The organism is Actinoplanes aureus, from assembly GCF_015704865.1.
Lineage (GTDB): Bacteria > Actinomycetota > Actinomycetes > Mycobacteriales > Micromonosporaceae > Actinoplanes > Actinoplanes aureus.
This window is the reverse complement of the sequence record NZ_JADQTO010000020.1, coordinates 131,490-153,555: the sequence shown is the minus strand read 5'-3', so window position 1 is coordinate 153,555 and position 22,066 is coordinate 131,490. Positions and strand designations below refer to the sequence as shown.

At 70.2% G+C, this 22,066-nt stretch carries 21 protein-coding genes and 1 pseudogene; 11 read left to right on the top strand and 11 right to left on the bottom strand.

Translation table 11 applies throughout. The annotated features are described in order from the left end of the window. Positions 1–97: 97 nt before the first annotated feature. Positions 98–1,180: a LacI family DNA-binding transcriptional regulator gene (locus tag I4J89_RS33880; RefSeq protein WP_196418226.1), complete on the top strand. Its 1,083-nt coding sequence runs from the start codon at positions 98–100 to the stop codon at positions 1,178–1,180. Here I4J89_RS33880 and I4J89_RS33875 read toward each other — a convergent pair. The 4 genes from I4J89_RS33875 to I4J89_RS33860 are packed head-to-tail and all read right to left on the bottom strand — an operon-like array spanning position 1,162 to position 6,837. Continuing rightward, positions 1,162–2,427, bottom strand: coding sequence for an ABC transporter substrate-binding protein (locus tag I4J89_RS33875; protein ID WP_196418225.1), 1,266 nt, complete (start codon positions 2,425–2,427; stop codon positions 1,162–1,164). The genes I4J89_RS33880 and I4J89_RS33875 overlap by 19 nt on opposite strands. A 26-nt stretch (positions 2,428–2,453) precedes the next feature. Continuing rightward, the gene (locus I4J89_RS33870; protein WP_230860040.1) at positions 2,454–5,075 is read right to left on the bottom strand and encodes an alpha-L-rhamnosidase; all 2,622 of its coding nucleotides are present in this window, start codon (positions 5,073–5,075) and stop codon (positions 2,454–2,456) included. A gap of 11 nt (positions 5,076–5,086) precedes the next feature. Next, entirely contained in the window at positions 5,087–5,908 is an 822-nt protein-coding gene (locus tag I4J89_RS33865) for a carbohydrate ABC transporter permease (RefSeq protein WP_196418256.1), read from the bottom strand. Continuing rightward, positions 5,908–6,837 (bottom strand): carbohydrate ABC transporter permease, encoded by a 930-nt coding sequence (locus tag I4J89_RS33860; RefSeq protein ID WP_196418223.1) that lies wholly within the window; start codon positions 6,835–6,837, stop codon positions 5,908–5,910. The genes I4J89_RS33865 and I4J89_RS33860 overlap by 1 nt, the downstream gene beginning before the upstream one ends. Positions 6,838–7,103: 266 nt before the next feature. On the opposite strand from I4J89_RS33860, the gene I4J89_RS33855 reads away from it, so the two are divergent. Together I4J89_RS33855 and I4J89_RS33850 are read left to right on the top strand one after the other, a co-directional pair. Further along, positions 7,104–8,150 carry a LacI family DNA-binding transcriptional regulator gene (locus tag I4J89_RS33855; protein ID WP_196418222.1) on the top strand — a complete coding sequence of 349 codons (1,047 nt, stop codon included), beginning with the start codon at positions 7,104–7,106 and terminating at the stop codon, positions 8,148–8,150. A gap of 140 nt (positions 8,151–8,290) precedes the next feature. Then, a complete protein-coding gene (locus tag I4J89_RS33850; RefSeq protein ID WP_196418221.1) occupies positions 8,291–8,737 on the top strand; it encodes a hypothetical protein in 447 nt (148 codons plus the stop codon). A gap of 10 nt (positions 8,738–8,747) precedes the next feature. Here the strand turns inward: I4J89_RS33850 and I4J89_RS33845 are convergent, their stop codons facing one another. Then, on the bottom strand, positions 8,748–9,272 hold the full coding sequence (locus I4J89_RS33845; RefSeq protein ID WP_196418220.1) for a MarR family winged helix-turn-helix transcriptional regulator: 525 nt from the start codon (positions 9,270–9,272) through the stop codon (positions 8,748–8,750). 133 nt (positions 9,273–9,405) lie between these two features. Between I4J89_RS33845 and I4J89_RS33840 the strand changes: the two genes are divergently transcribed. The 8 genes and pseudogenes from I4J89_RS33840 to I4J89_RS50110 all read left to right on the top strand — a co-directional run. After that, positions 9,406–10,329, top strand: a complete 924-nt coding sequence (locus I4J89_RS33840) for an NADP-dependent oxidoreductase (RefSeq protein WP_196418219.1) — start codon at positions 9,406–9,408, stop codon at positions 10,327–10,329. 190 nt (positions 10,330–10,519) lie between these two features. Continuing rightward, positions 10,520–10,666: a hypothetical protein gene (locus tag I4J89_RS50115; protein WP_230860039.1), complete on the top strand. Its 147-nt coding sequence runs from the start codon at positions 10,520–10,522 to the stop codon at positions 10,664–10,666. A 28-nt stretch (positions 10,667–10,694) separates the two neighbouring features. Next, a complete protein-coding gene (locus I4J89_RS33830) occupies positions 10,695–11,075 on the top strand; it encodes a PPOX class F420-dependent oxidoreductase (protein WP_196418218.1) in 381 nt (126 codons plus the stop codon). Between the two features lie 421 nt (positions 11,076–11,496). Then, a complete protein-coding gene (locus I4J89_RS33825) occupies positions 11,497–12,678 on the top strand; it encodes an NAD(P)/FAD-dependent oxidoreductase (protein WP_196418217.1) in 1,182 nt (393 codons plus the stop codon). Further along, entirely contained in the window at positions 12,675–13,679 is a 1,005-nt protein-coding gene (locus I4J89_RS33820; protein ID WP_309238576.1) for an RNA polymerase sigma-70 factor, read from the top strand. The genes I4J89_RS33825 and I4J89_RS33820 overlap by 4 nt, the downstream gene beginning before the upstream one ends. A 101-nt stretch (positions 13,680–13,780) precedes the next feature. Next, entirely contained in the window at positions 13,781–14,164 is a 384-nt protein-coding gene (locus tag I4J89_RS33815) for a nuclear transport factor 2 family protein (RefSeq protein ID WP_196418216.1), read from the top strand. 481 nt (positions 14,165–14,645) lie between these two features. Further along, on the top strand, positions 14,646–15,422 hold the full coding sequence (locus I4J89_RS33810) for an alpha/beta fold hydrolase (RefSeq protein ID WP_196418215.1): 777 nt from the start codon (positions 14,646–14,648) through the stop codon (positions 15,420–15,422). 51 nt (positions 15,423–15,473) lie between these two features. After that, positions 15,474–15,611 (top strand): annotated as a pseudogene (locus tag I4J89_RS50110) (hypothetical protein); the annotation flags it as partial. A 98-nt stretch (positions 15,612–15,709) separates the two neighbouring features. Here I4J89_RS50110 and I4J89_RS33800 read toward each other — a convergent pair. The 6 genes from I4J89_RS33800 to I4J89_RS51675 all read right to left on the bottom strand — a co-directional run bounded on the left by I4J89_RS33800 (position 15,710) and on the right by I4J89_RS51675 (position 22,057). After that, positions 15,710–16,936: an RNA polymerase sigma factor gene (locus I4J89_RS33800; RefSeq protein WP_196418214.1), complete on the bottom strand. Its 1,227-nt coding sequence runs from the start codon at positions 16,934–16,936 to the stop codon at positions 15,710–15,712. Between the two features lie 43 nt (positions 16,937–16,979). Continuing rightward, positions 16,980–17,351, bottom strand: coding sequence for a YciI family protein (locus I4J89_RS33795; RefSeq protein ID WP_196418213.1), 372 nt, complete (start codon positions 17,349–17,351; stop codon positions 16,980–16,982). Positions 17,352–17,573: 222 nt separating this feature from the next. Beyond that, a complete protein-coding gene (locus I4J89_RS33790; RefSeq protein ID WP_196418212.1) occupies positions 17,574–18,611 on the bottom strand; it encodes a Gfo/Idh/MocA family protein in 1,038 nt (345 codons plus the stop codon). After that, the gene (locus I4J89_RS33785) at positions 18,608–19,591 is read right to left on the bottom strand and encodes an ABC transporter permease (RefSeq protein ID WP_196418211.1); all 984 of its coding nucleotides are present in this window, start codon (positions 19,589–19,591) and stop codon (positions 18,608–18,610) included. Before I4J89_RS33785 ends, I4J89_RS33790 begins: the two co-directional genes overlap by 4 nt. After that, positions 19,588–20,547 carry an ABC transporter permease gene (locus tag I4J89_RS33780; RefSeq protein ID WP_196418210.1) on the bottom strand — a complete coding sequence of 320 codons (960 nt, stop codon included), beginning with the start codon at positions 20,545–20,547 and terminating at the stop codon, positions 19,588–19,590. Before I4J89_RS33780 ends, I4J89_RS33785 begins: the two co-directional genes overlap by 4 nt. Continuing rightward, positions 20,540–22,057, bottom strand: coding sequence for a sugar ABC transporter ATP-binding protein (locus I4J89_RS51675; RefSeq protein ID WP_196418209.1), 1,518 nt, complete (start codon positions 22,055–22,057; stop codon positions 20,540–20,542). The genes I4J89_RS33780 and I4J89_RS51675 overlap by 8 nt, the downstream gene beginning before the upstream one ends. Positions 22,058–22,066 lie beyond the last annotated feature (9 nt).

The following is a 22,066-nucleotide window of genomic DNA, read 5'->3' as shown; positions in this document are numbered from 1 at the left end:
ACGAGCGTCAAGAGGCGCATCGATCGTCGATCATTGCCCTAGCCCGAGGTCGGGCCAGCCCCCTAAACTGGGGAACGTTGCCCAGTTAGGAGATCGGATGCCGAACGGCCGAGCGCCCGCGCGCCGGGTCACCATCATCGACGTGGCCAAACACGCCGGGGTGTCAACCACCGCCGTGTCCAAGGTGCTGCGCAACGCCTACGGCGCCAGCCCCGAGATGCAGGCCAAGGTCCGCGCCGCGATCGACGAGCTCGGTTACCGCCCGTCCGCCGCCGCCCGCGGCATGCGGGGGCAGACCTACACCATCGGCGTGATGCTGCCCGACATCCGCAACCCGTTCTTCGCCGACGTGCTCGACGGCGTCAACGCCCAGCTCGGCGGCACCGACTACCAGGTGCTGATCGCCTCGGCCTGCAACGACGAACCCGCCGAGGCACACGTCACCGACGCGATGATCGACCGCAACATGGACGGCGTCATCCTCATCGCCCCGCTGACCTCCCGCAAACGGCTCGAACGCATCGCGCGGACCGTGCCCACCGTCGTCGTCGGCCGGCACGGCAACTCAGCGGTCTACGACACCGTCGCCGACGACGACTTCACCGGCGCCGGCCTGGTCGTCGCCCACCTGGCCGAGCTCGGCCATCAGCGCATCGCCCACATCGAGCACGACGAGACCGATCCGGTCCGGCTCACCGAGATGCCCAACGCCATCCGCGCCGTGGGATACCGGCACGCCATGCAGGCCCACGGCCTGGGCGACTTCGTCGACATCGCCTCCACGACCTACACCCAGCACGGCGGCTACCTCGGCGCGAAGCAGCTGCTGGCCCGCCCGCAGCGCCCCACCGCCATCTTCGCCGGCGCCGACATCGTCGCCATGGGTGTGCTCGACGCGCTCACCGAGGCGGGCCTGTCCGTGCCCGGCGACATCTCGGTCGCCGGGTACGACAACACGACCTTCGCCGCGTTCGCACCGATCAGCCTGACCACCGTGGACCAGGCCGGACACCAGATCGGCGTCAACGCGGCCCGCCTGCTGCTGGACCGCATCGCGGACGACAGCCGGCCCGCGACTCAGGTGAAGCTCTCCCCCAGGCTCGTCACCCGGCGATCGACGGCAGCGCCGGGCGGCGGCGCGGCCGCCGCCCGTACGGCTTCTCAGGATCCGGTCTTGTAGTCCTCGTCCATCTTGGACAGTACCTCAGCGGAGGTCGCCTGCTTGCTGAAGATCTCCTGCAGGCCGCTGAGCATGGTCTGCTGCACCTTGGCGTTGGGCCACAGCTGGTCCATGAACGGGACGGTGCGGTTGTCCTTGACGAAGGTGGTCAGCTCGGTCAGGCCGGGGTCGACGGTGGTGCCGGCCTCCGGCAGGGTCGGCAGGCTGCCCTGGGTCTCGTTGAACAGCTTCATGCCCTCGGGAGACATGACGTAGGTGACGAATTTGAGCGCGAGGTCCTTGTTCTTGGCCTGCGCGTTGATGCCGTAGCCGGCTCCGGCGGCCGCGGGCATGATGAAGCTGGCCGCGTCGTCGGTGGCCGGCAGCGCCTTCATGGTGAACCTGCCGTCGGGGTTCTTCTGCTTGAGCAGGCTGATGATCCAATTGCCCTGGATGATGCCGAGCGTCTTGCCGGTGGCAGCGAGGGTCTGGCTGGCCTCGTAACTGGTGCCGAGCGGGTCTTTCTGGAAGCAGCCGGTCTTGTCCATCTCCTGGTACTTGGCCATCGCGGTGGTCCACGGTGAGCCGGCGAAGGTGGCCTGGCCGTTCGCCATCTTGGTGTCGAAGTCACGGTCGCCGCTGTAGACGGTGGTCGCGACCAGCGAGTAGAGCACGAGCTGGGTGACCCAGTTGTCCTGGATGCCGAGGGCGAAGGCGGGGGTGCCCTTGCCCGCGGCGGCCTTGCAGAAGGCGAGCAGGTCGGTCCAGGTGCCGGGCGCGGTCAGGCCGGCTTTCCGCATCGCGTCGTCGTTGTAGACCACGCCGATGCCGTTGAGCCCGAACACCGCGTTGTAGGTCTTGCCCTCGTACTGGGCTACCTTCTTGAACGCGTCGGGCAGCTTCGCGGCCCACGGCTGGTCGGACAGGTCGAGCAGATAGCCGGGCTTGGCGATGACGTAGGTGGCGCCCGGGTTGCCGTTGCCCGGCCAGACGGTCATCACGTCCGGCGCGGTTCCCGAGGACAGCTGCGTACGGATCTGCTGCTGGTACTGGTCGGCGCCACTGGTCGTGAGGTTGACGGTGATGCCCGGGTTGGCGGCCTTGAACGCCTCGACGACCTTCTCGATGGAGCCCTGGTCGACCGAGGCGATCGTCAGGGTCTTGTTGTCGCCGCTGCCGGAGCCGGAGTTGGTGCCGCTCGAGCAGGCGGCGATCAGGGTCGCGGCGGTCATCGCTGCCGCGAGGGCCGTCAGTCTGCGTGATTTCATGGGTTTCTCCCGATGTCGGAGATGAATCAGGCGGAGGCGGTGAAGGTGTAGCGGCCGGACGTCAGCCGCAGGGTGTGCCCGTCGGCGTCGAGGACGCCAGGCACTTCGGCGGCGGGCACGTCGTTCTCGCGCACGCTGCCGACATCAGTGGTGGGGATGTGCAGGACGGCGGTACATCCCGGCGGCACCGTGGCGGTCACGGTCAGCCGGTCGTCGTGGATTGACCAGCCGCAGGCGACGCGCCCGCGTACGGTCTCCTGCTCGGCGTGCGCCCAGGTGAGCCGCCCGCCCGGCGTGGGGCGCAGCAGCAGCTCGCGGTGGGCGACCGAGTCCGGGGTCTGGTCGATGCCGGCGACCCGGCCGTAGAGCCAGTCGCCGACGCTGCCCAGGCTGTAGTGGTTGAACGAGTTCATCGCGGCGGACTGGAAGCCGTGCTGCTCGGTCCAGCCGTCCCAGCGCTCCCAGATGGTGGTGGCGCCGTGCCGGATCGAGTAGGCCCAGGACGGGTACTCGTCCTGGTGCAGCAACGCATAAGCCAGGTCGGTGCGGCCGTGCTCGGACAGCACCGGGCACAGCAGCGACACCCCGACGAAGCCGGTGGTGAGCCGGTCGCCGCGAGCCTCGATGTCCGCGGCGAGGTGGGCGGCGGCCTTGTCGACCAAGTCGCCGGGGAGCAGGCCGAAACCGAGAGCCAGCAGGTACGCGGTCTGGGTGCCGCCCTTGACGCTGCCGTCGTCACCGACGTAGGCGTTGCGGAACGCGTCCTTGATCGCCGCGTGCAGCGCCCGATATTCGGCGGCGGGTTTGCCGAGGACGTCGGCCGCTGCGGCGACGATCTCCGTGCTGCGCGCGAAGTACGCCGTCGCCAGGACATCGCGCGGTGTCTCCGCGTCGACCTGCAGCCAGTCACCGTAGGAGTTGCCGGTGCGGTGCTGCCACAGCAGATCCGGGTTGTGCCGGCGGATGTGCTCGACCCAGCGGACCATCGCGTCGAAGCAGCGTTCCAGGACACGACGGTCGCCGTAGGTGCGCCACAGCAGCCACGGGATGATCACGCCGGCGTCACCCCAGGCCGGGGCACCCTCCCGATCGAAGGCGATGATCGGGGCGACGTCGCGGAACGCGCCGTCGGTGTTCTGTCCGTCGACGACGTCGCGCAGCCAGCGGGCGAAGAAGGCGGACACGTCGGCGTTGCGGGTGGCGGTCGGGGCGAACACCTGCGCGTCGGCGAGCCAGCCGAGCCGCTCGTCGCGTTGCGGGCAGTCGGTCGGCACCGCGACGAAGTTGCCGCGCTGCCCCCAGCCGATGTTGGCGTGCAGCTGGTTGACCACCGGGTCCGAGCATTCGAACCGGCCGGTCCACGGCAGGTCGCTGTGCAGCACCCGGGCGGACACGTCGGCGCCGGTCAGCTTGCCGGGGTAGCCGCTGATCTCGGCGTAGCGGAAGCCGTGAAAGGTGAACCGCGGTTCGAACACCTCGGTCTCGGCGCCGGCGGTGACGTACGTGTCGGTGGCGGCCGCCCGGCGCAGGTTCTCGGTGTAAAGCTCGCCGTCGGCGAGGACCTCCGCGTGGCGCACCACGATCCGCTGACCCGGCCGAGCATGGCGAATGATCAGGCGGATCCGGCCGACCAGGTTCTGCCCGAAGTCGACGATGTATCTCCCGTCTCCCTTCGCGCGGACCTCGACCGCCGGCAGGTCGGCGGTGACCCGGATGGGCGCGTCGGGTTCGGCGACCAGTGGGCCCGGCCCGGAGTCGAGCACCACGACCGGGCGCTGTTCACCCGGGTGGCGGCGGGCGTCGACGAACTGGCCCATCATCAGGTCTGCCGAGCGGATCGGGCCGTCGGACTCGGTCCAGCCGTCCCCGGTGGCGATCACCTGGCGGGATCCGTCGGCGAACTCGGCCACCAGCTGTGCCAGGAACTGCGGGGCGTCGCCGTAGTGCCGGGCCGGGCGGCGCGCGTCGAAGCCGACGTAGCCACTCCACCAGCCGTCGGCGACGACCGCGCTCAGGACGTTGTCGCCGTCGCGCAGGTGAGCGGTGACGTCGTAGGTCTGGTACTGGATCCGCTGGTGGTACTCGGTCCAGCCGGGCGCGAGCTCATGGTCGCCGATCCGGGTGCCGTTGAGGGCGGCCTCGTAGACGCCGCGCGCGGTCGCGTACAGCCGGGCCCGCACCGGCCGGGCGGACAGGTGAAACGCGGTACGCAGATTGAGCGGTGCCTCGGCCGGGCCGGGCGTGTCCAGGTCGTCGTCGGTGGGCGGGTCGACCGGCGGCAGGGCCTGCGCGTCGCGGCCGATCCACGCCGCAGTCCAGTCGTCGGTGTGCAGCAGACCGGTCTCGAACCAGCTCTGCGCGCTGCCCCCGGGTGCGCCGGACTCGTCCCACACCTCGACCCGCCAGTGGTAGCGGGTGGCCGAACGCAGGGCCGGCCCCAGCCAGGGGATCAGGATGGTGTCCGTGGATTCCCGGCGGCCGGTGTCCCAGAGCAGCCGGGCGGGCTCGTCCAGGTCCTCTTCGCGTTCGGCGGCGATGATCCGGTAGCCGCTCTGGGCGGCGCCGCGGCGCTCACTGTCGAGCGCCCAGGACAGCCGGGGTCGCCGGTCGCCGAGGCCGAGCGGCTCGGTGCGCTGTTCGGTCTGCAAGCCGTAGACGATCAACCCTTCAGCCCTCCCGCGAAGCCGTTGATGATGGAGCGCTGCAGCACGAGGTAGACCGCCAGCACGGGGACGACGCTGATCAGCAGGGCGGCGAAGATCAGATTCCAGTCGGCGGCGTACTGGCCGACGAAGCCGGCGATCGCGACGGGCATGGTCTGCTGGTCGCTGCCGCTCAGATAGAGCAGCGGGGTGAAGAAGTCGTTCCAGACGCTTACCGCGTTGAGCACCAGCGCGGTGACCGTGATCGGTTTGAGCATCGGGAAGATGACGTACCGGAAGGTCTGCAACGCGGAGCCACCGTCGATGAACGACGCCTCCTCGAAGTCGCGGGGCAGCGCCCGCAGGAAGCCGACGTAGAGGAAGGTCGTGAACGGCACCTGCAGGCCGGCGTAGAACAGCACGAGCGACCACACCGAGCCGAGCAGGCCGAGGTCGCGGATGGTCTGGTAGAGCGGGAGCGCGGCGAGCTGGAACGGCAGGATCAGCCCGAGCATGATCAGCAGGAAGGTGCCGCGGGACCAGTGCGCGGTGCTTCTCGCCAGGGGGTACGCGGCCAGCGCGGACACGGCCAGGACGATCACCACGCTGACCACGGTGACCAGCACGCTGTTGATCAGGGCGCCGCCGAGGCCGGCGACCTGCCAGGCCTCGGTGAAGTTGGTCAAGGTGGGCGAGGAGGTCAGGCTGATCGGTGACGAGGTGTCCGAGGGTGCCCGCACGGCCAGGTTGACCAGGACATAGACCGGGAAGGCGAAGACGATCGCCACGGCGATCATGACAAATTCGAGAGCGAAGGTACGGGTGGAGTAGCGATTCATCACGACGCCGCCTTCTCGTTGCGGGACAGGACGGCGTACTGGCCGGCGGAGACGACCGCGACGATGGCGGTGAGCACGACGGCGAGGGCAATGCTGTAGCCGAACTCGCCGAGGGTGAACGCGTCCTTGTAGATCAGCGTGGAGATGGTGTCGGTGGCGTGTCCGGGGCCGCCACCGGTCAGCGCGTACACCTGGTCGAACAGCTTGATCCCGCCGATGATCGACAGCATCAGGTTGATCGTGATGGCCGGTGCCAGCAGCGGCCGGATGATCGACCAGAACCGGCGGACCGGCCCGCTGCCGTCGATGGCGGCGGCCTCGTAGATCTCGCGGGGCACCGATTGCAGGCCGGCTAGGAAGATCACCATCGAGTAGCCGGCGAACTGCCACACCACGACCAGTACGACCATCCACAGCGCCAGGTCGGGATCGCCGAGCCAGTTCTGCTGCCACGACTCCAGGCCGACGGTGCTGAGCAGGCTGTTGACCGCGCCGTCCGGGCCGAGCAGGTTGCGCCACAGGTAGGCGGTGACGATCGGGGTGATCACCGCCGGGGCGAACAGCAGCACCCGCAGGAAGTTCCGGCTCTTGATAGCGGTGTTGACGCCGAGGGCGAGCAGCAGGCCGATGCCGTTCTGGATGACGGTGATGGCGACCGCGATGAGCAGGGTGTGCCAGATGGCCTGAAGGGCGTCGGGGTCGTCGGCCATGGCGGTGAAGTTGTCCAGGCCGATGAACGAGAGCTGCGGGTCGAGACCGTCCCAGTCGGTGAAGGCGTAGTAAACGCCGCGGGCGCTGGGAACGAGCACGACGAAGGCGAACAGCAGCAGCGCCGGAACGACGAACCACCAGGGCGGCGCTCCGAACTGCCGGCGCCGGGGCACGGCGGCGGCCCGTGCGGGGAGGCGTTCTTTCACGTCGAGTGTCACTGGATACCCACTTTGTTGAATCGTTTCATGCGGTAGTACCAGGAAGCCTGCGGGCGAGTTGCGAGCAGCGAGGGGCCGCGACCCACGGCGACATCGCGACCCCGATGTGAGGTGGGTAACGTTTTCCAATATGTTTCGCCGACACTAAGAGCAGATGCCAGCGAGCGTCAAGAGGTGCATCGCCCAGTTCTTCGAGGCGAGCCGGTCTGGCCCGCACGCTGTGGCAACACTAAACTGGGCAACGTTTCCCAGATCAAGGAGATCGGATGCCGAGAGGTTCAGCGCCGGCACGGCGCGTCACGATCGTCGACGTGGCCCGGCACGCCGGGGTGTCCACCACCGCGGTGTCCAAAGTGCTGCGCAACGCCTATGGCGCCAGCCCTGACATGCGCATCAAGGTGCGCTCGGCGATCGAGGAGCTCGGCTACCGCCCGTCGGCCGCCGCACGAGGGATGCGCGGGCAGACCTACACCATCGGCGTGACCCTGCCGGACTTTCGCAACCCGTTCTTCGCCGACATCCTCGACGGCGTGACCGCCGCCCTCGACGGCACCGACTACGTGCAGATGCTCGCCCGCTGCTGCAACGACGAGGTCGCCGAGGCGCGCGTCCACGACGCCATGATCGACCGCAGCATGGACGGCCTGATCCTCATCGCACCCACCGGCTCCCGCAAACACCTCGAACGCATCGCCCGCGCCGTCCCCACCGTCGTCGTCGGCCGGCACGGCGAGGCCACCGGCTACGACACCGTCGCCGACGACGACTTCACCGGCGCCGAGCTCGTCGTCGAGCACCTGGCCGCGCTCGGCCACCAACGCATCGCCCACATCGAGCATTTGGAGACCAATCCGGTCCGGCTCAGGGAGATGCCCAACGCCATCCGCTCCGCCGGCTACCGGCACGCCATGCAGGCTCACGATCTGGGTACGTTCATCGACATCGAGTCGACCTCGTACTCGCGCGAGGGCGGCTACCTCGGCGCCCGGCGGCTCCTGGCCCGCGACCCGCGGCCGACCGCCATCTTCGCCGGCGCCGACATCGTCGCCATGGGCGTGCTCGACGCCCTCACCGAAGCCGGCCTGTCCGTGCCCGGCGACATCTCCCTCGCCGGATACGACAACACCATGTTCGCCGCCTTCGCACCGATCAGCCTGACCACCGTCGACCAGGCCGGCCACCACATCGGTTCCGAGGCCACCCGCCTGCTGCTCGACCGCATCGCCCACCGCGACCGCCCGACCGCGCAGGTCAAGCTCTCCCCCGCCCTGGTCACCCGCCGAACCACGGCTCCCATCGACGCCACCGTCTGAACTCTTTCGGTCACCCGTAGGACGTAACCCTGCGGTCCCCGTGAACCCGCCTAGGCCAGGCGGGGTGATGGATGGCGAGGCCGGTAACGGAACCGGACTCGACGACGAGGGGATGTGCAGCTATGAGGACCGGTCTTTCCATGCGTTGCCGCGCTGTCGCGGCCACCGTTCTGGCGTTTCTGACCGCGGGCGTCGCGACAGTCGCCGCTCCGCAGCCCGCGATGGCCGCCGAGCGGCACGGCTGCACCGGCGTCGGGCCGAAGGTCGATATCCGTGGGATCGGGGTCAGCAACGGTGAGTCGTGTGTCTTCGTCGTCGGCAGCGGGCTGCGGATCGACCGGGCGTACGCCGCGTTCTTCACCTCGGTGAAGCCGATCTGCAACTGGTGGGTCGACATCGACACCCCGGCCGAGGACGAACGGCTCCGGCACTTCCAGGGCGCCTTCCACAACGGGTGCACCAAGTGGTCCGGAACCATCCACGCGCCGATCCCCCGTTCGATCCGATCCAAGCCGGGCCGGGTCTGCGCCACGCTGTTCTCGGACGCCATCGTGCGGGCCCGCTCCTGCCTGTCGATCCACACCTGACGGCACAGGTTCAGCGGGCTGTGCCGGCGCGGCGTTTGCGAGGGGCGGCGGATCGGGGCGGCTGGGCGCGCATGTGGTCGCGCACGCGGGTCATGACCTCGCCGAGGTGGCGTACGTCGTCGGCGGTGAGGGGATCGAACAGCAGAACCCGGGACACCTCGACGTGGCCGGGCAGGACGCGGCCGAACAGTGCCGCGCCCTGTTCGGTGAGGGTCACCAGGGTGGCGCGTTCGTCCTCCGGGAGGGTGCTGCGGGTGATCAGGCCGGCCGTCTCCAGCAGCCCGGCCTGGTAGGTGAGGCCGCTGCGGCTGTAGACCACGCCGTCGGCGAGCTGCGTCATGGTCAGCGGCCCGTCCGCCTGCACGAGGCGGGCCAGGAGCTGGAACTGCACGTAACTGATGCCGCCGTCGGCTCGGAGCTGCTGCTCGACGCGGTGCTGGAGCAGGCTGACGGCTTCCATGAGCGCGAAGTAGGTCGCGAGCTGCTCAGGGGCGAGCGGTGGGACCCCGCCGTCGCTGGTGTCGATCTCGGTCATGCCTTTCACGGTACGTGCTTCGAATTCGCAGCATGTGACGAGGGGCACCACCGTTCCGCCTTTGCTTCGAACTCGAAGCGATTTACGGTCAGCACATGCTTCGAGTTCGAAGCGGTTTTTCGAGGGGGAGATCATGAAGGCAGTGCGTTACCACTCCTACGGCGACACCGACGTTCTGACCTACGAGACCGCCGACCGCCCGGCAGCCGGAGCGGGACAGGTGGTGGTGCGGGTGGCAGGCACCTCGTTCAACCCGGTCGACGCCGCGATCCGTGCCGGCTACCTGCGGGAGGTGTTCCCGCTGACCTTCCCGCACATCCCGAACTTCGACGTGGCCGGCACCATCGTCGAGGTCGGCCCGGGAGTCGACCACTGGAACACCGGGGACGCGGTCGTGGCGTTCCTGCCGATGACCGTGCCGGGCGCGGCCGCCGAATACGTCACCGCTCCCGCCGGGACGCTGGCCGCCGCACCCCGCACTGGCGAGCTCGCCGACGCCGCCGCGCTTCCCACGACCGGCCTGACGGCCTGGCAAGCGCTGTTCGAACACGCCGGCCTGACGGCCGGGCAGACCATCCTGATCAACGGCGCGGGCGGCGCGGTCGGAGGGTACGCCGTCCAACTGGCCAAGCGGGCCGGAGCCATCGTGACCGCGACCGCCAGCGCCCACAGTCACGATCGCGTGCGCTCCTACGGGGCCGACCGCGTCATCGACCACACGACCACGGCTCTGCCCGACGCGGTGGCGGGAGATCGGTTCGACGTGGTTCTGCACCTGGTCCCGGGAGAGCCCGCCCGGCTGGTGGATCTCGTCGCGGACGGCGGAGTGTTCGTCAGCACCACGACGCCCGGCCCCGAGCAGCCCGGGCGCGGTGTGCGCACCGTGCGGGTGTACGTGCGCAGCGACGCCGCCCAGCTCGCCCAACTCGTCGCCCGCGTCGACGCCGGTGAGCTGCGCATCGACGTGGCCGACCGGAGGCCGCTGAGCGACCTGGCCGCCGTGCACGACGACGCCGCAACCGGACGGCTGGCCGGCAAGACCGTCCTCATCCCCTGAACCCCCGACCTCTCCTGTCAGCGCGCCGCGCATGACGCCGTAGGTGCCGCCGGCCGCGACGGCGATGGCCTCACCAACCCGTCCTGGCCGGCATCGGCGAGCAGTACGGCAAGTCCGTCGCCCAGGTCGCCCTGCGCTGGCTGGTGCAGCCCGGCGTCGTGGTCATCCCAAGTCGGTACGCCCGGAGCGGATGGCGGAGAATCTAAACGTCTTCGACTTCGAACTCACCGACGAGCAGATGAGCCGGATCGCCGATCTGGACACCGGGGTCAGCGTCGCGCTCGACCACCACGACCCGGCCGTCGCCGGCCAGCTCGGCGGCTTCCGCCTAGGCTGACCAGCACATTGACGAACAGGAAGTCGCCATGACCGTTCCCGCGGAGATCGCCGCCAGCAAGCAGATAAGCCTGACCACCTACCGCAAGGACGGCACCCCGGTGTCGACCCCGGTCTGGCACGTGGCCGACGGCAACACCGTGACCACGGTATCGGCGGCCGATGCCTGGAAGGTCAAGCGCATCCGCAGGAACCCGCAGGTCGAGATCGTTGCCTGCGACATCCGCGGCAAGGTCGCCCCGGGGGCCCGCCCGGTCCGGGGCACCGCCACGCTCTTGCCGCCGTCCGAGACGGAGAACGCGCGCCGGCTCCTGGAGAGCCGCTACATCTCCGCCCGCATCGGCGGCGGGTTGTCCCGGCTCCTTCGCATCAAGCGCCCGCCGGGCATCGGCATCGTCATCACCCTCTGAGATCTAGACCTTCGTGGTCAGGGTCTTGTCCGGCCCAACGTGGGTGCTGTCTGGCGGCCGTTGAGACAGCATTGAGGTTGGGAAAAGCAAAATCACCGCTTGGGGACCCTGACTGTGGAAGCCCGGCCCCCACACACCGCGAGTAGGCACCCCGGCCGCTGGCCAGCAACCGCCAGCAACCACCGGCCCACCACTTCCCGGCGGTCGCGCTGGGGCCGGGACGGAAAGCCTGGCCCGCGCCGGGAGAGCGGGCACGGGATCGGCTTCGGCGGGACGACCGGTCACGCGTACCCCGAAGAAGCTGGACCGGCAAGCGCTTAGCGCCCCCTACCTATGTCGCGCGTCACATCGACCTCATGTCACGAACGGGGTGGCAGCTCGCATCAGCTGGTCGTCGACAGTGAGCGAAAGAGGCGAAGCGATGAGCACACAACACCACATCCTTATTATTGGTGCGGGATACGCGGGCATGTCCGCGGCGATCCAGCTCGCGGCTCGGGTCAAGCGGCGCGAGGACGTGCGGGTGACCGTGGTCAACGGGCAGGACCGGTTCACCGAACGGCTGCGACTGCACATGACGGCGACCGGACAGCAGCTCGCCGAACTGAGCATCCCGGAGCTGCTGGAAGGAACGAACGCGCAATTCGTCCGCGGCTGGGTGACGGCGGTGGACGCCGACGCGAAGACCGTGCGGATCGACGACGAACGAATCCTGCACTACGACACGCTGGTGTACGGACTGGGCAGCGTCGCCGACACGACGGCGGTGCCGGGCGTCGAGGACCACGCCTACGCCCTGAACAGCGCCCAGGACGCCGCCCTGCTGGCCGACCGGCTGGCTCGGCTCGGCAGCGGCACCGTGGTGGTCGCCGGCAGCGGGCTGACCGGCGTCGAGTCGGCCGCGGAGATCGCCGAGAGGCACCCTGAGCTGAACGTCGTGCTGCTTGGCAAGCAGGAGCCCGGTGCGGCGATGAACGCGAAGGCCCAGGCGTATCTGCGGTCCGCGCTCGACCGGCTCGGCGTCCAGGTGCGCAGCGGGGCCGAGGTGGTGAAGGTGCTGCCCGACGCCGTCGAGCTGGCGGGCGGGGAGAGCGTCGCCGCCGATGTGGTCCTGTGGACCAGCGGCACCCGTCTGTCGCCGCTGGCGGCCGCCGCCGGTCTGACCGTCGACGAGCGCGGCCGCATCGTCACCGACGCCACGCTGCGGTCGGTGTCGCACCCGCAGGTGTACGCGGTGGGCGACGCGGCGGCGATCCGGCAGGGCTACGGCGTCATGCACGGCACCTGCCAGAGCGGCATGCCGACCGGGGTGCACGCCGCGGTGTCGATCGTCCGCACGCTGAACGGGAGGCAACCCAAGCCGTTCCGCTTCGGCTACTACCACACGCCGGTGAGCCTGGGACGGCACGACGCGGTCGTGCAGTTCACCCGCCCCGACGACAGCCCGCGCCGAATTCACCTGACCGGCCGGATGGCGGCCCGGTATAAGGAGACCGTGACCGCCTCCCCCTGGCCGACGTTCGGCCGCATGAAGAAGATGCCCGCCTCGGGCGCGTTCTGGCCCCGCGGCGGCCGGTTCACCCGGATCCGGGCGGCGCGGTGACCCACCTGGATGAGCAGGTTTTCCACCAACATCGGAACCTGCTGTTCTCGGTGGCCTACCGCGTGCTCGGCACGGCGGCCGACGCCGAGGACGCGGTCCAGGACGCCTGGATCAAGTGGTCGGCCGCCGACCGCTCGCAGGTCGTCGAACCGAAGGCGTACCTGACGCGGATCGTTTCGAACCTGGCGTTCGAACGGCTGCGTTCCACCCGGCACAAACGTGAGACCTATGTGGGGCCGTGGCTTCCGGAGCCCATTCTCACCAGCGGCGACACCGCCGATACCGTCACGGATGCCGAGTCGGTGTCGATGGCGATGCTGGTGGTGCTCGAGACGCTGAGCCCGCTTGAGCGCGCGGTGTTCGTACTGAAAGAGGTCTTCGACTTCAGCTTTGTCGAAATCGCTCAGGCGGTGGAGCGTTCCGAGGCCGCGGTACGGCAGGCCGCGCACCGCGCGCGTGAGCACGTGCGGGCCCGGCGGCCGCGTTTCACCGCCGACCGGTCGCGGCAGCGCGAGGTGACCGACCGGTTCTTCGCCGCCGCGACCGGTGGCGACATCAACACCCTGATGGAGCTGCTGTCCCCGGACGTCACGCTGTGGACCGACGGCGGCGGCAAGGTCCGCCAGGCTCTGCGCCCGGTGGTCGGCGCGCAGACGGTGGCCGCCTGGTTCGCGGCCATCGGCACCGTCACCTACCAGGGCGTCGAGCCCGGCGACATGCACGCGGAAGTCGTCGAGATCAACGGCGGACCGGGCATGGTATTCAGTGGGCTGGGCCGAGTGATCGCCACGGTCACCTTCGACTTCGACGCCGACGGCCGCATCACCGCCATCCACAACGTGGCCAACCCGGACAAACTCCAGGCCGTCTCCGGCGGCATCGCTCACGACGTCGGCATTCAGGAGGACGGGGCTCCCAGGTCCGCCAGAACTCGGGAGAACACGAGAACATCAGCGCGCCGCGACGGGAGTGCCAGAAAAGATCGCAATCTGCCCTCGTAGCGAAACAGCAGAACCGCGCAGCCGAGCGCCTCGCCGGTCTCCTCGCCGGCGATGGCCAGCGACCATCCCTCTGCCGCCGGGTAGCCCGGTACGCTGGCCCGATGATCGACTTTCGCAGGGCGGTGGAAGCAGGCGACGGCGACGCCATCGCGGCGACCCTGGCCGACAACGTGGTGTTCCGCAGCCCGGTCGCGTTCAAGCCCTACCCGGGCAAGCCGATCACCGCAGCGATCCTGCGCGGCGTGCTGCGGGTGTTCGAGGACTTCCGGTACATCCGCGAGCTGAGCGGCGGAAGCGACCACGCGCTGGTATTCGAGGCGCGGATCGGCGAGGTCACCGTCGAGGGCTGCGACTTCCTGCACCTGGACGAGAACGGCCTGATCGACGAGTTGACGGTCATGGTTCGTCCGCTATCGGCCGCGCAGGCGCTGGCCGACGCGATGGCCGCCCAGTTCGACCAGATCCAGCGCGAGGCCACCGCCTAAACCCCGCTGGGCCTTTTGCCGGTCCAGCTTCTTCGGGGTACGCGTGACCGGCGTCCCGCCGAAGCCGACCCTGTCCCCGCTCTCCGGCGCAAGCCCGGCTTCCCGTCACCGCCCCAGCGCGACCGCCGGGAAACAGCATCACTTGACGGTTACGGCGGGACGTCGCGGTCCGCCCCTGCGGCGACCCGCCGCCCGCGGCCCATCACCCGTGACGCCGCCTGGTCCTCCCGCAGCGCGACGGACTGGTGTTTCCCGGCGGTCGCGCTTGGGCCGGGACGGACAGCCGGGCTCGCGCGGGGAGAGCAGGGACGGGGTCGGCTTCGGCGGGACGCCGGTTACGCGTACCCCGAAGAAGAAGCGGGACCAAAAGCAAACCTCCCACGAAGTCTGTTGGCCGGCGGTGAACCGGCCTGTCCAACGTGGACGGCGCGCGGGGTCGTGGTTCTTCTCGTAGGGTCGGAGGGAAGTGAAAGGAGAGGACATGGAACAGGTCAAATCGAGAGACGGCACGACGATCGCGTTCGACCGGATCGGTCAGGGACCGCCGGTCATCCTGGTCACCGGGTCGTTGTCGGACCGGGCGGACAAGCGCCCGTTGGCGGAGCTCCTCGCCTCCGATCTCACTGTTCTGAACTACGACCGCCGCGGTCGTGGGCCCAGCGGCGACACCCAGCCGTACGCGGTCGAGAGGGAGATCGAGGACATCGAGGCGGTGATCCAGACGGCCGGCGGTGAGGCCGGGCTCTATGGGTCGTCCGGAGGCGCGGTCCTGTCGATGCTCGCGGCGAGCGCCGGCCTCCCGGTCACGAAAGTTGCGATGTGGGAGACGCCGTACCTGCCGGAGGGCATGCCGACGCCGCCGCCGGATCACGTCGAGCAGCTCGGCACCATGGTTGCCGAGGGCCGTCGCGGCGACGCGGTCGAGTATTTCCTGTCGAAGGTCGTCGGCATGCCGCCGGAGGCGATCGCCGGTGCGAGGCAGACGCCGTTCTGGGTCAAGGCTGAGGCGCTCGCGCATACGCTCACTTACGACGCTCTGCTCCTGGGTGATTACCGGATCCCGGTTGACCGGGTGAAGAGCCTGACGGTGCCGACGCTCGTTATGGCGGGCGGGGCCGACATTCCGTTCATGCGCGACACGGCCGCTGCCCTTGCCGAGATTTTCCCGGCGGGTGAGGCGCGGTTCCTGGACGGGCAGGGCCATGACGTCGATTCGGCCGTCCTCGCGCCCGTTCTGAAGGCGTTCTTCGCGCACTGAGTCGCGAGCCACCCGCGCGGCGGAGCCGTTCAGCCGGTGGAGAGCGTGACGATGCCGGGCCGGCGAACTGGACGCCGTTCAAGGAGTTCTGGACCCACTTCCAGCCCCGACTACAACGCCGGCACGATCATCCTGAAACCGGAATTCTTCGCCGAGGTCAACGACGGCCGCGTCGACCTCACGTTCCACTTCTGGAGCGGCGCGCAGCTGACCTACGCCATCACCCGGAGCGGCACCACGGTCACCGGCTCACCAGTTGAGCGGGGCGGCGCGCTGGGTTGGCGAAGTCAGCGCAGCGCGGCCGCCTTGCGCAGCAGCACCGAGCGTTCGCGCTGGTTGGCGCAGAGCCGGGCGGCCAGCTCCAGCTCGGCGCGCGCTTCCGGGCGCCGTCCGAGCCGGGCCAGCAGCTCACCGCGTACGGTCGGGACCAGATGTGAACCGGGGAGCCGGTCCAGGGCGATCAGCTCGTCCACGATGGCCAGGGCCTGCCCCGGGCCCGAGGCCATGGCCACGGCGACGGCCCGGTTGAGCTCGACCACCGGCGCGGGCGCGACCCGGCCGAGCGCCTCGTAGAGCACCACGATCCGGTCCCAGTCGGTCGCCTCGACGGACGGCGCCGACGCGTGGACGGCGGCGATCGCGGCTTGCAGGCCGTACGGGCCGAGGCCGCGAGCCGACGCCTTGCCCAGCGCGGCCAGCCCACGGCGGATCGCCGAGAAGTCCCACCGCCGCCGGTCCTGGTCCTCGAGCAGGACCGGCGAACCGTCCGGGCCGGTCCGGGCCGGGAAACGCGCGGCCGTCAGCTCGCACAACGCGAGCAGGCCGTGCACCTCCGGCTCGTCCGGCAGCAGCGCGGCCAGCGTACGGGCCAGCCGGATCGCCTCGTACGCGACATCGGGGCGCAGAAGCCGGTCGCCCGACGTGGCCGTCGACCCCTCGGTGAAGATCACATACAGGACGCTGAGCACGCCGCCCAGCCGCTCCCGGCGCTCGCCGGCCGGCGGCAGCTCGAACGGCACCCCGGCCGCCGCGATCGTCTTCTTGCCCCGGGTGATGCGGGCCTGCACGGTCGGCACGGGCACCAGAAACGCGCGGGCGATCTCCTGGGTGGACAGGCCGCCGACCACGCGCAGGGTCAGCGCCACCCGGGCCTCCGGGGAGAGCACCGGGTGGCAGCTGACGAACATCAGCGCCAGCACGTCGTCGTCGATCCGGTCCGGGTCGACGGCGTCCTCGACCGCCGAGTCGACCACCGGGTCGGTCGCCAGCAGGGCGTATCGGTCCTGAAGGGCGGTCCGGCGGCGGATCGCGTCGATGGCCCGCCGCCGGGCCGTGGCCATCAGCCAGCCGGCCGGATTGGCCGGAGCGGCGAGCGGCCACGACACCAGCGCCTCGGCCACCGCCTCCTGGGCCGCGTCCTCGGCCAGCCCGAAGTCGCCGGTGAACCGGGTCAGCGCGGCGACGATCCGCGCCGACTCGATGCGCCAGACGGCCTCGACGTCGGCCGTACTCATCAGATCCGGCCGTCGCTGTCGTGCCCGGCCCCATCCCTGACGATCATTGATCGACCTGCGGGACCTCGTCGCTCCCGGCCACCCGCCGGACCTCGATCTTGGACCCGCGGGCCGCCGGGACGCGCTTGGCCCACTCGACCGCCTCCTGCTTCGAGGCGACATCGAGCAGGAAATAGCCGCCGAACAGTTCCTTGGTCTCCCCGTATGGCCCGTCGGTGACCACCGGGGCCTCGCCGCTGAAGTCGACCACGACGCCCTGGCGCGGTTCGTCGAGCCCTTCGGCCGCTAGGAGCACACCGGCCTTGAGCATCTCCTCGATGAACTCGCGGGTGGTGGCCATCAAATGGTCGATGTCGGCCATCATGGCCGCGTTCGACTCGTCGGTGCCCCGCATGATCAGCATGTACTTCGACATCGCGTTCTCCTCGTTCGGCGGGCCGCCTCTCGGCTCTCGCACCCTCACGTCGAACGAGTGGCCCGCGGATCGACACGGCCCCGGAGAAATCTCTCGCCCCGACGCAGCTGATCCCGCCCGGCTGATCGAAAAGCCTATCGCCGGGCCAGACGGAGCGGAACCAGACGGCGGTGCCGGGAGACGGCGCCCGCGCGGGGCCTGGCGGCGGACGCCAGGCCCCACTCAATCGGTGGCCACCCGGCGGCCCGTCTCGAACGACCGGATGACGGCGGTCGCCAGGAAGAGCGCCCGCCGCCCCGCCGCGACCGGCACCGGTGGTTCCCGGCCCGCACGCAGGGCCGGCAACAGATCGTCGACATGCGAGTCGAACGTCGCGTGGAAGTCGCGGTCGAGGTCGTTGAAGTAGCCGGCCTGCCAGACCTGGGCCATCTCGTCGCCGGCGGCCTGGAAGCTGAACCGGCGGACCGTGTCGTGGATCAGGACCCGGCCGGCCGTGCCGTTGAGCTCGACCACGTGCGTGTCCGGGTACGCGTACGACGAGTCGTAGCTGCCGACCAGGCTGCCGACCGCCCCGTTGGCGAAGTGCAGCGCGACGACCATGGTGGACCAGCCGGCGCCGCTCGGATCGGCGGCCTGCGCCATCACCGAGGCGATCGGGCCGCACAGGTGTTCCAGCATGTCCAGGCCATGGCACTGAGTCTCGATCAGGTTGGCGTGCGGATGCCGGCTGGTGCCCGCCTCACCACCGAAGCGCCAGGTCGCGAACGCCAACCGGCCCAGATCACCCCGAGCCATCGCCGCCGCGGCCAGGCGCACCGGTTTCGCGTACCGATGATTGAAGTTGATCCCGACGAACAGCCGCCGCGAGGCGGCCTCGGTGACCAGGATGTCGGCCTCCTCCAGGTCGAAGACCAGCGGTTTCTCCACCAGAAGCGGCACACCGGCGCGGATCAGGCGCAGCGTCGGCTCGAAGTGGCCCTCGTTGGGCAGGCACACCGACACCAGGTCGGGCCGTTCCCGGTCGAGCATCTCGTCGATGTCGGTGTAGCCGCGGGTGCCGGCCTCCCGCGCACGCACCGCGGTGCGCTGCGGATCGCGGCCCACGACAGCGACCAAGGTCGTGTCGGCGCGCCGGGCGAACAGTTCGGCGTGCTGCCGGCCCCACCACTGGCCGGTGCCGACGACCGCCACCCGCACCGGCGCTGTCTCCGGAGGAAGAGACCGGGTCACGCCGGGCGCGAAGCGCGCCGGGCGGATCATCGCCGCCTCCGGCGGGCGAGCCGCAGCTGCACCAGCACGACCACGATCAGGAAAGTGCCGCTGACCACCTGCTGGTAGTACGCGGTGAGCGTGCCGACCTGGTTGATCAGGTTCTGGATCACCTTGAGCAGCAGCACACCGGCGAGCGTCCCGCTCAGCGAACCGGCCCCGCCGGACAGCAGCGTGCCGCCGATGACCACCGCGGCGATCGCCTCCAGCTCCCGGCCCTCGCCGATCGTCGGCAGCCCGGAGGAGGTCTGCGCCGCGATCAGGACACCGGCCATTCCGGTGAGGGCGGCGCTGAGGACGTAGACCAGGATCCGGACCCGGGCGACCGGCAGACCCATCAACTCGGTCGCCTCCTGGCTGCCGCCGATCGCGAAGACCGCCTGGCCGAACCGGGTGAGGTTCAACAGCACCCAGCCCAGGCCGAAGGCGACCAGCGCGAACCAGACGGGTGCCTGCACGCCGAGCCAGCTCGCCTGACCGATCCGGGTCAGGAGCAGGTCGGCCGGGATGATGTGCACGGTGTTGCCCTCGCTGGAGACGGCGAACGCCAGCCCGCGGGCGAACAGCAGCGCGGCGAGCGTGACGATGAACGGCGCGATCATCGCCCGGCCGATCAGCAGGCCGTTGACCAGTCCGAAGGCCGCGCAGACGAGCAGCGGCAGGGCGACGGCGACGAGCGAGCCCCACTGCGCGCCGTACGCGGTGAGCACCCCGGCCAGCGCCAGCAGCGACCCGACCGACAGGTCGATCCCGCCGCTGAGGATCACGAAGGTCATCCCGGTCGCGATCAGCAGCAGGTACGAGCTGTCCAGCGCGATGTTCCGCAGGTTCTGCCCGCTGGCGAAGCTGTCCCCGAACAGCACCGTCCCGCCGATCAGGACCAGGACCAGCACGATCGGCGCGCCGGCCCGATCCGGGCGCCAGCGCCGCTCGCGGGTGCTCACCTCGGTCCGGGTAGCCACCATGGTCATGAGGCTCCCCTACCGCGTTGCAGGTAGACGGCGGCGACGATGATGCTCGCCTGGATCATCCGGGCCGCCGAGTCGGGCAGGTTCTGCTGGATCACGGTCGCGGTGATGAGCTGCATCAGGAGGGCTCCCATCAGTGTCCCGAGGATGCGGACCCGGCCGCCGGACAGCGGGGTGCCGCCGACCACGACGGCGGTGATCGCGCTCAGCTCGATGAGCAGGCCGACGAACGACGGGTCGCTGGCACCCTGCCGGGCGGTGGTGAGCAGACCGGCGGTCGCGGCGAGCAGGCCACTGAGCACGTACACGGTGACCAGCGTCCGCTTGACCGGCAGGCCGGCCAGGGTGGCGGCGGCCCGGTTGCCGCCGGTCGCCAGCAGCCGGCGGCCGAAGGCCGTGCGGTGGACCGCGACGCCGGCCGCGACGGTGATCACCAGCGCCAGCAGCACGCTGATCGGCACACCGAGGACCGCGGAGTTGCCGAGCGTGTTCAGGGTGGGGTCGAAGATCTCGGTCAGCCGGCCCTCGGCGAACACCAGCGCCAGTCCGCGCCCGGCCACGAGCAGGCCGAGCGTCGCGATGATCGGCTGCATGCCGGCGAACGCGATCAGGGATCCGTTGACGAGACCGACCAGCAGCCCGGCCGCGAGCGAGATGACGATCGCCACCCACACGCCGTAGCCGAGATACAGCGGCAGCAGCGCCGCGGTGATCGCCATGGTCGCGCCCACCGACAGGTCGATGCCCTCGGAGGCGATGACCAGGGCCATCCCGATCGCCACGATGGCGACCGGCGCGACCTGCACGAGCTGTAGCCGCAGGTTGGTCACGGTGGCGAAGTTGGGCGTGAACACCAGATTGAAGACCAGCAGCGCCGCGATCGCCAGATAGACCCCGGCCACCTGAAGAAAGGCAACCACTTCGGTACGCGGGGGAAGCGCGGTGCGCAGGTCAGTCATCGTCGTCCTCGGCTGCCGTGGCGATGGTCCGCATGATCCGGTCCTCGCTGACCTGGTCGCCGCGGAACGTCCCGACGACCGCGCCGTCGCGCAGGACCAGCACCCGGTCGGCGCCCTCGACGACCTCCTCCAGCTCCGAGGAGATCAGCAGGACGCCGAGGCCGAGCCCGGCCAGCTCGTCGATGAGGGCCTGGATCTCGGCCTTCGCGCCGACGTCGATGCCGCGGGTCGGCTCGTCCAGGATCAGCACCTTCGGATGCAGGCAGAGCATGCGGGCGAGCAGGACCTTCTGCTGGTTGCCGCCGGAGAGCTCGCGGACCTTCTGGCCGGGGTGCGAGATCTTGATCCGCAGGCGTTTGACGAAGGTGTCGACGAGCTCGGCCTGGCGGCGTTCGGACAGGAACCCGGCGACGGTGAGCCGGGGCAGCGCGGCGAGCACGATGTTGTCGCGGACCGAGAGGTCGGCGATGAGGCCTTCGGCCTTGCGGTCCTCGGGCACCATGCCGAGCCCGGCCCGGATGGCCGCCGCCGGCGACCAGCGCCGGGCGCGCCGGCCACCGACCTTGATCGAGCCGGCGTCGACCGGGTCGGCGCCGAAGACCGCTTTCGCCGTTTCGGTACGCCCGGAGCCGAGCAGCCCGGCCAGCCCGACCACCTCGCCGGCGTGCACGTCGACGCTGACGTCGTCGAGCAGCGGCCGGCGGCTGAGCCCCTCGGCGTGCAGCAGTGGTGCGCCGGTCGCGTCGCGCTGCTCGTCGCCGAACGTGGTGGCGCCGTGGCGGCGTACCTCGTCGATGTCGCGGCCGAGCATGGTGGCCACCAGCCGCAGGCGGGTGGTTCCGGCGACCGGTCCGCTGTGCGCGACCCGGCCGTCGCGCAGCACGGTGACCCGGTCGCAGGCCCGGAACACCTCGTCCAGCTTGTGCGTCACGTAGAGCACCGCGACCCGCCGCTCGCGCAGCATCGCGACGACGCCGAGGAGTAGATCGACCTCGCGGGGCTCCAGCGACGAGGTGGGTTCGTCCATGATGACCACCCGGGCCTCGGTGGACAGTGCCCGCGCCACGGCGATCATCTGCTGGACGCCGAGGCCGAGCTCGCCGAGCCGGCCCCGGACGTCGGCTGCGATGCCGTACCGGGTCAGCATCTCGTGGGCGTCCCGGTGCATCCGGCGGTAGTCGATGAGACCGAACCGGTTGACCGGCTCGCGGCCGAGGAACAGGTTGGCGGCGACGCTGCGCAGGGGCACCAGGTTGACCTCCTGGTAGATGGTGCTGATCCCGGCGGCCTGCGCGTCGCGGGGACGGGCGAAGGCGACCGGTTCGCCCCGGTAGTGCAGCTCGCCGCCGTCCGGCCGGTACACCCCGGTGATGATCTTTATGAGGGTGGACTTGCCGGCGCCGTTCTCGCCGACCAGCGCGTGCACCTCGCCGGCGTGCAGCGACAGCGAGACACCGTCGAGCGCGCGCACCCCGGCGAAGTGCTTGCGTACGGACCTGACCTCGATCACCGGAGCGGC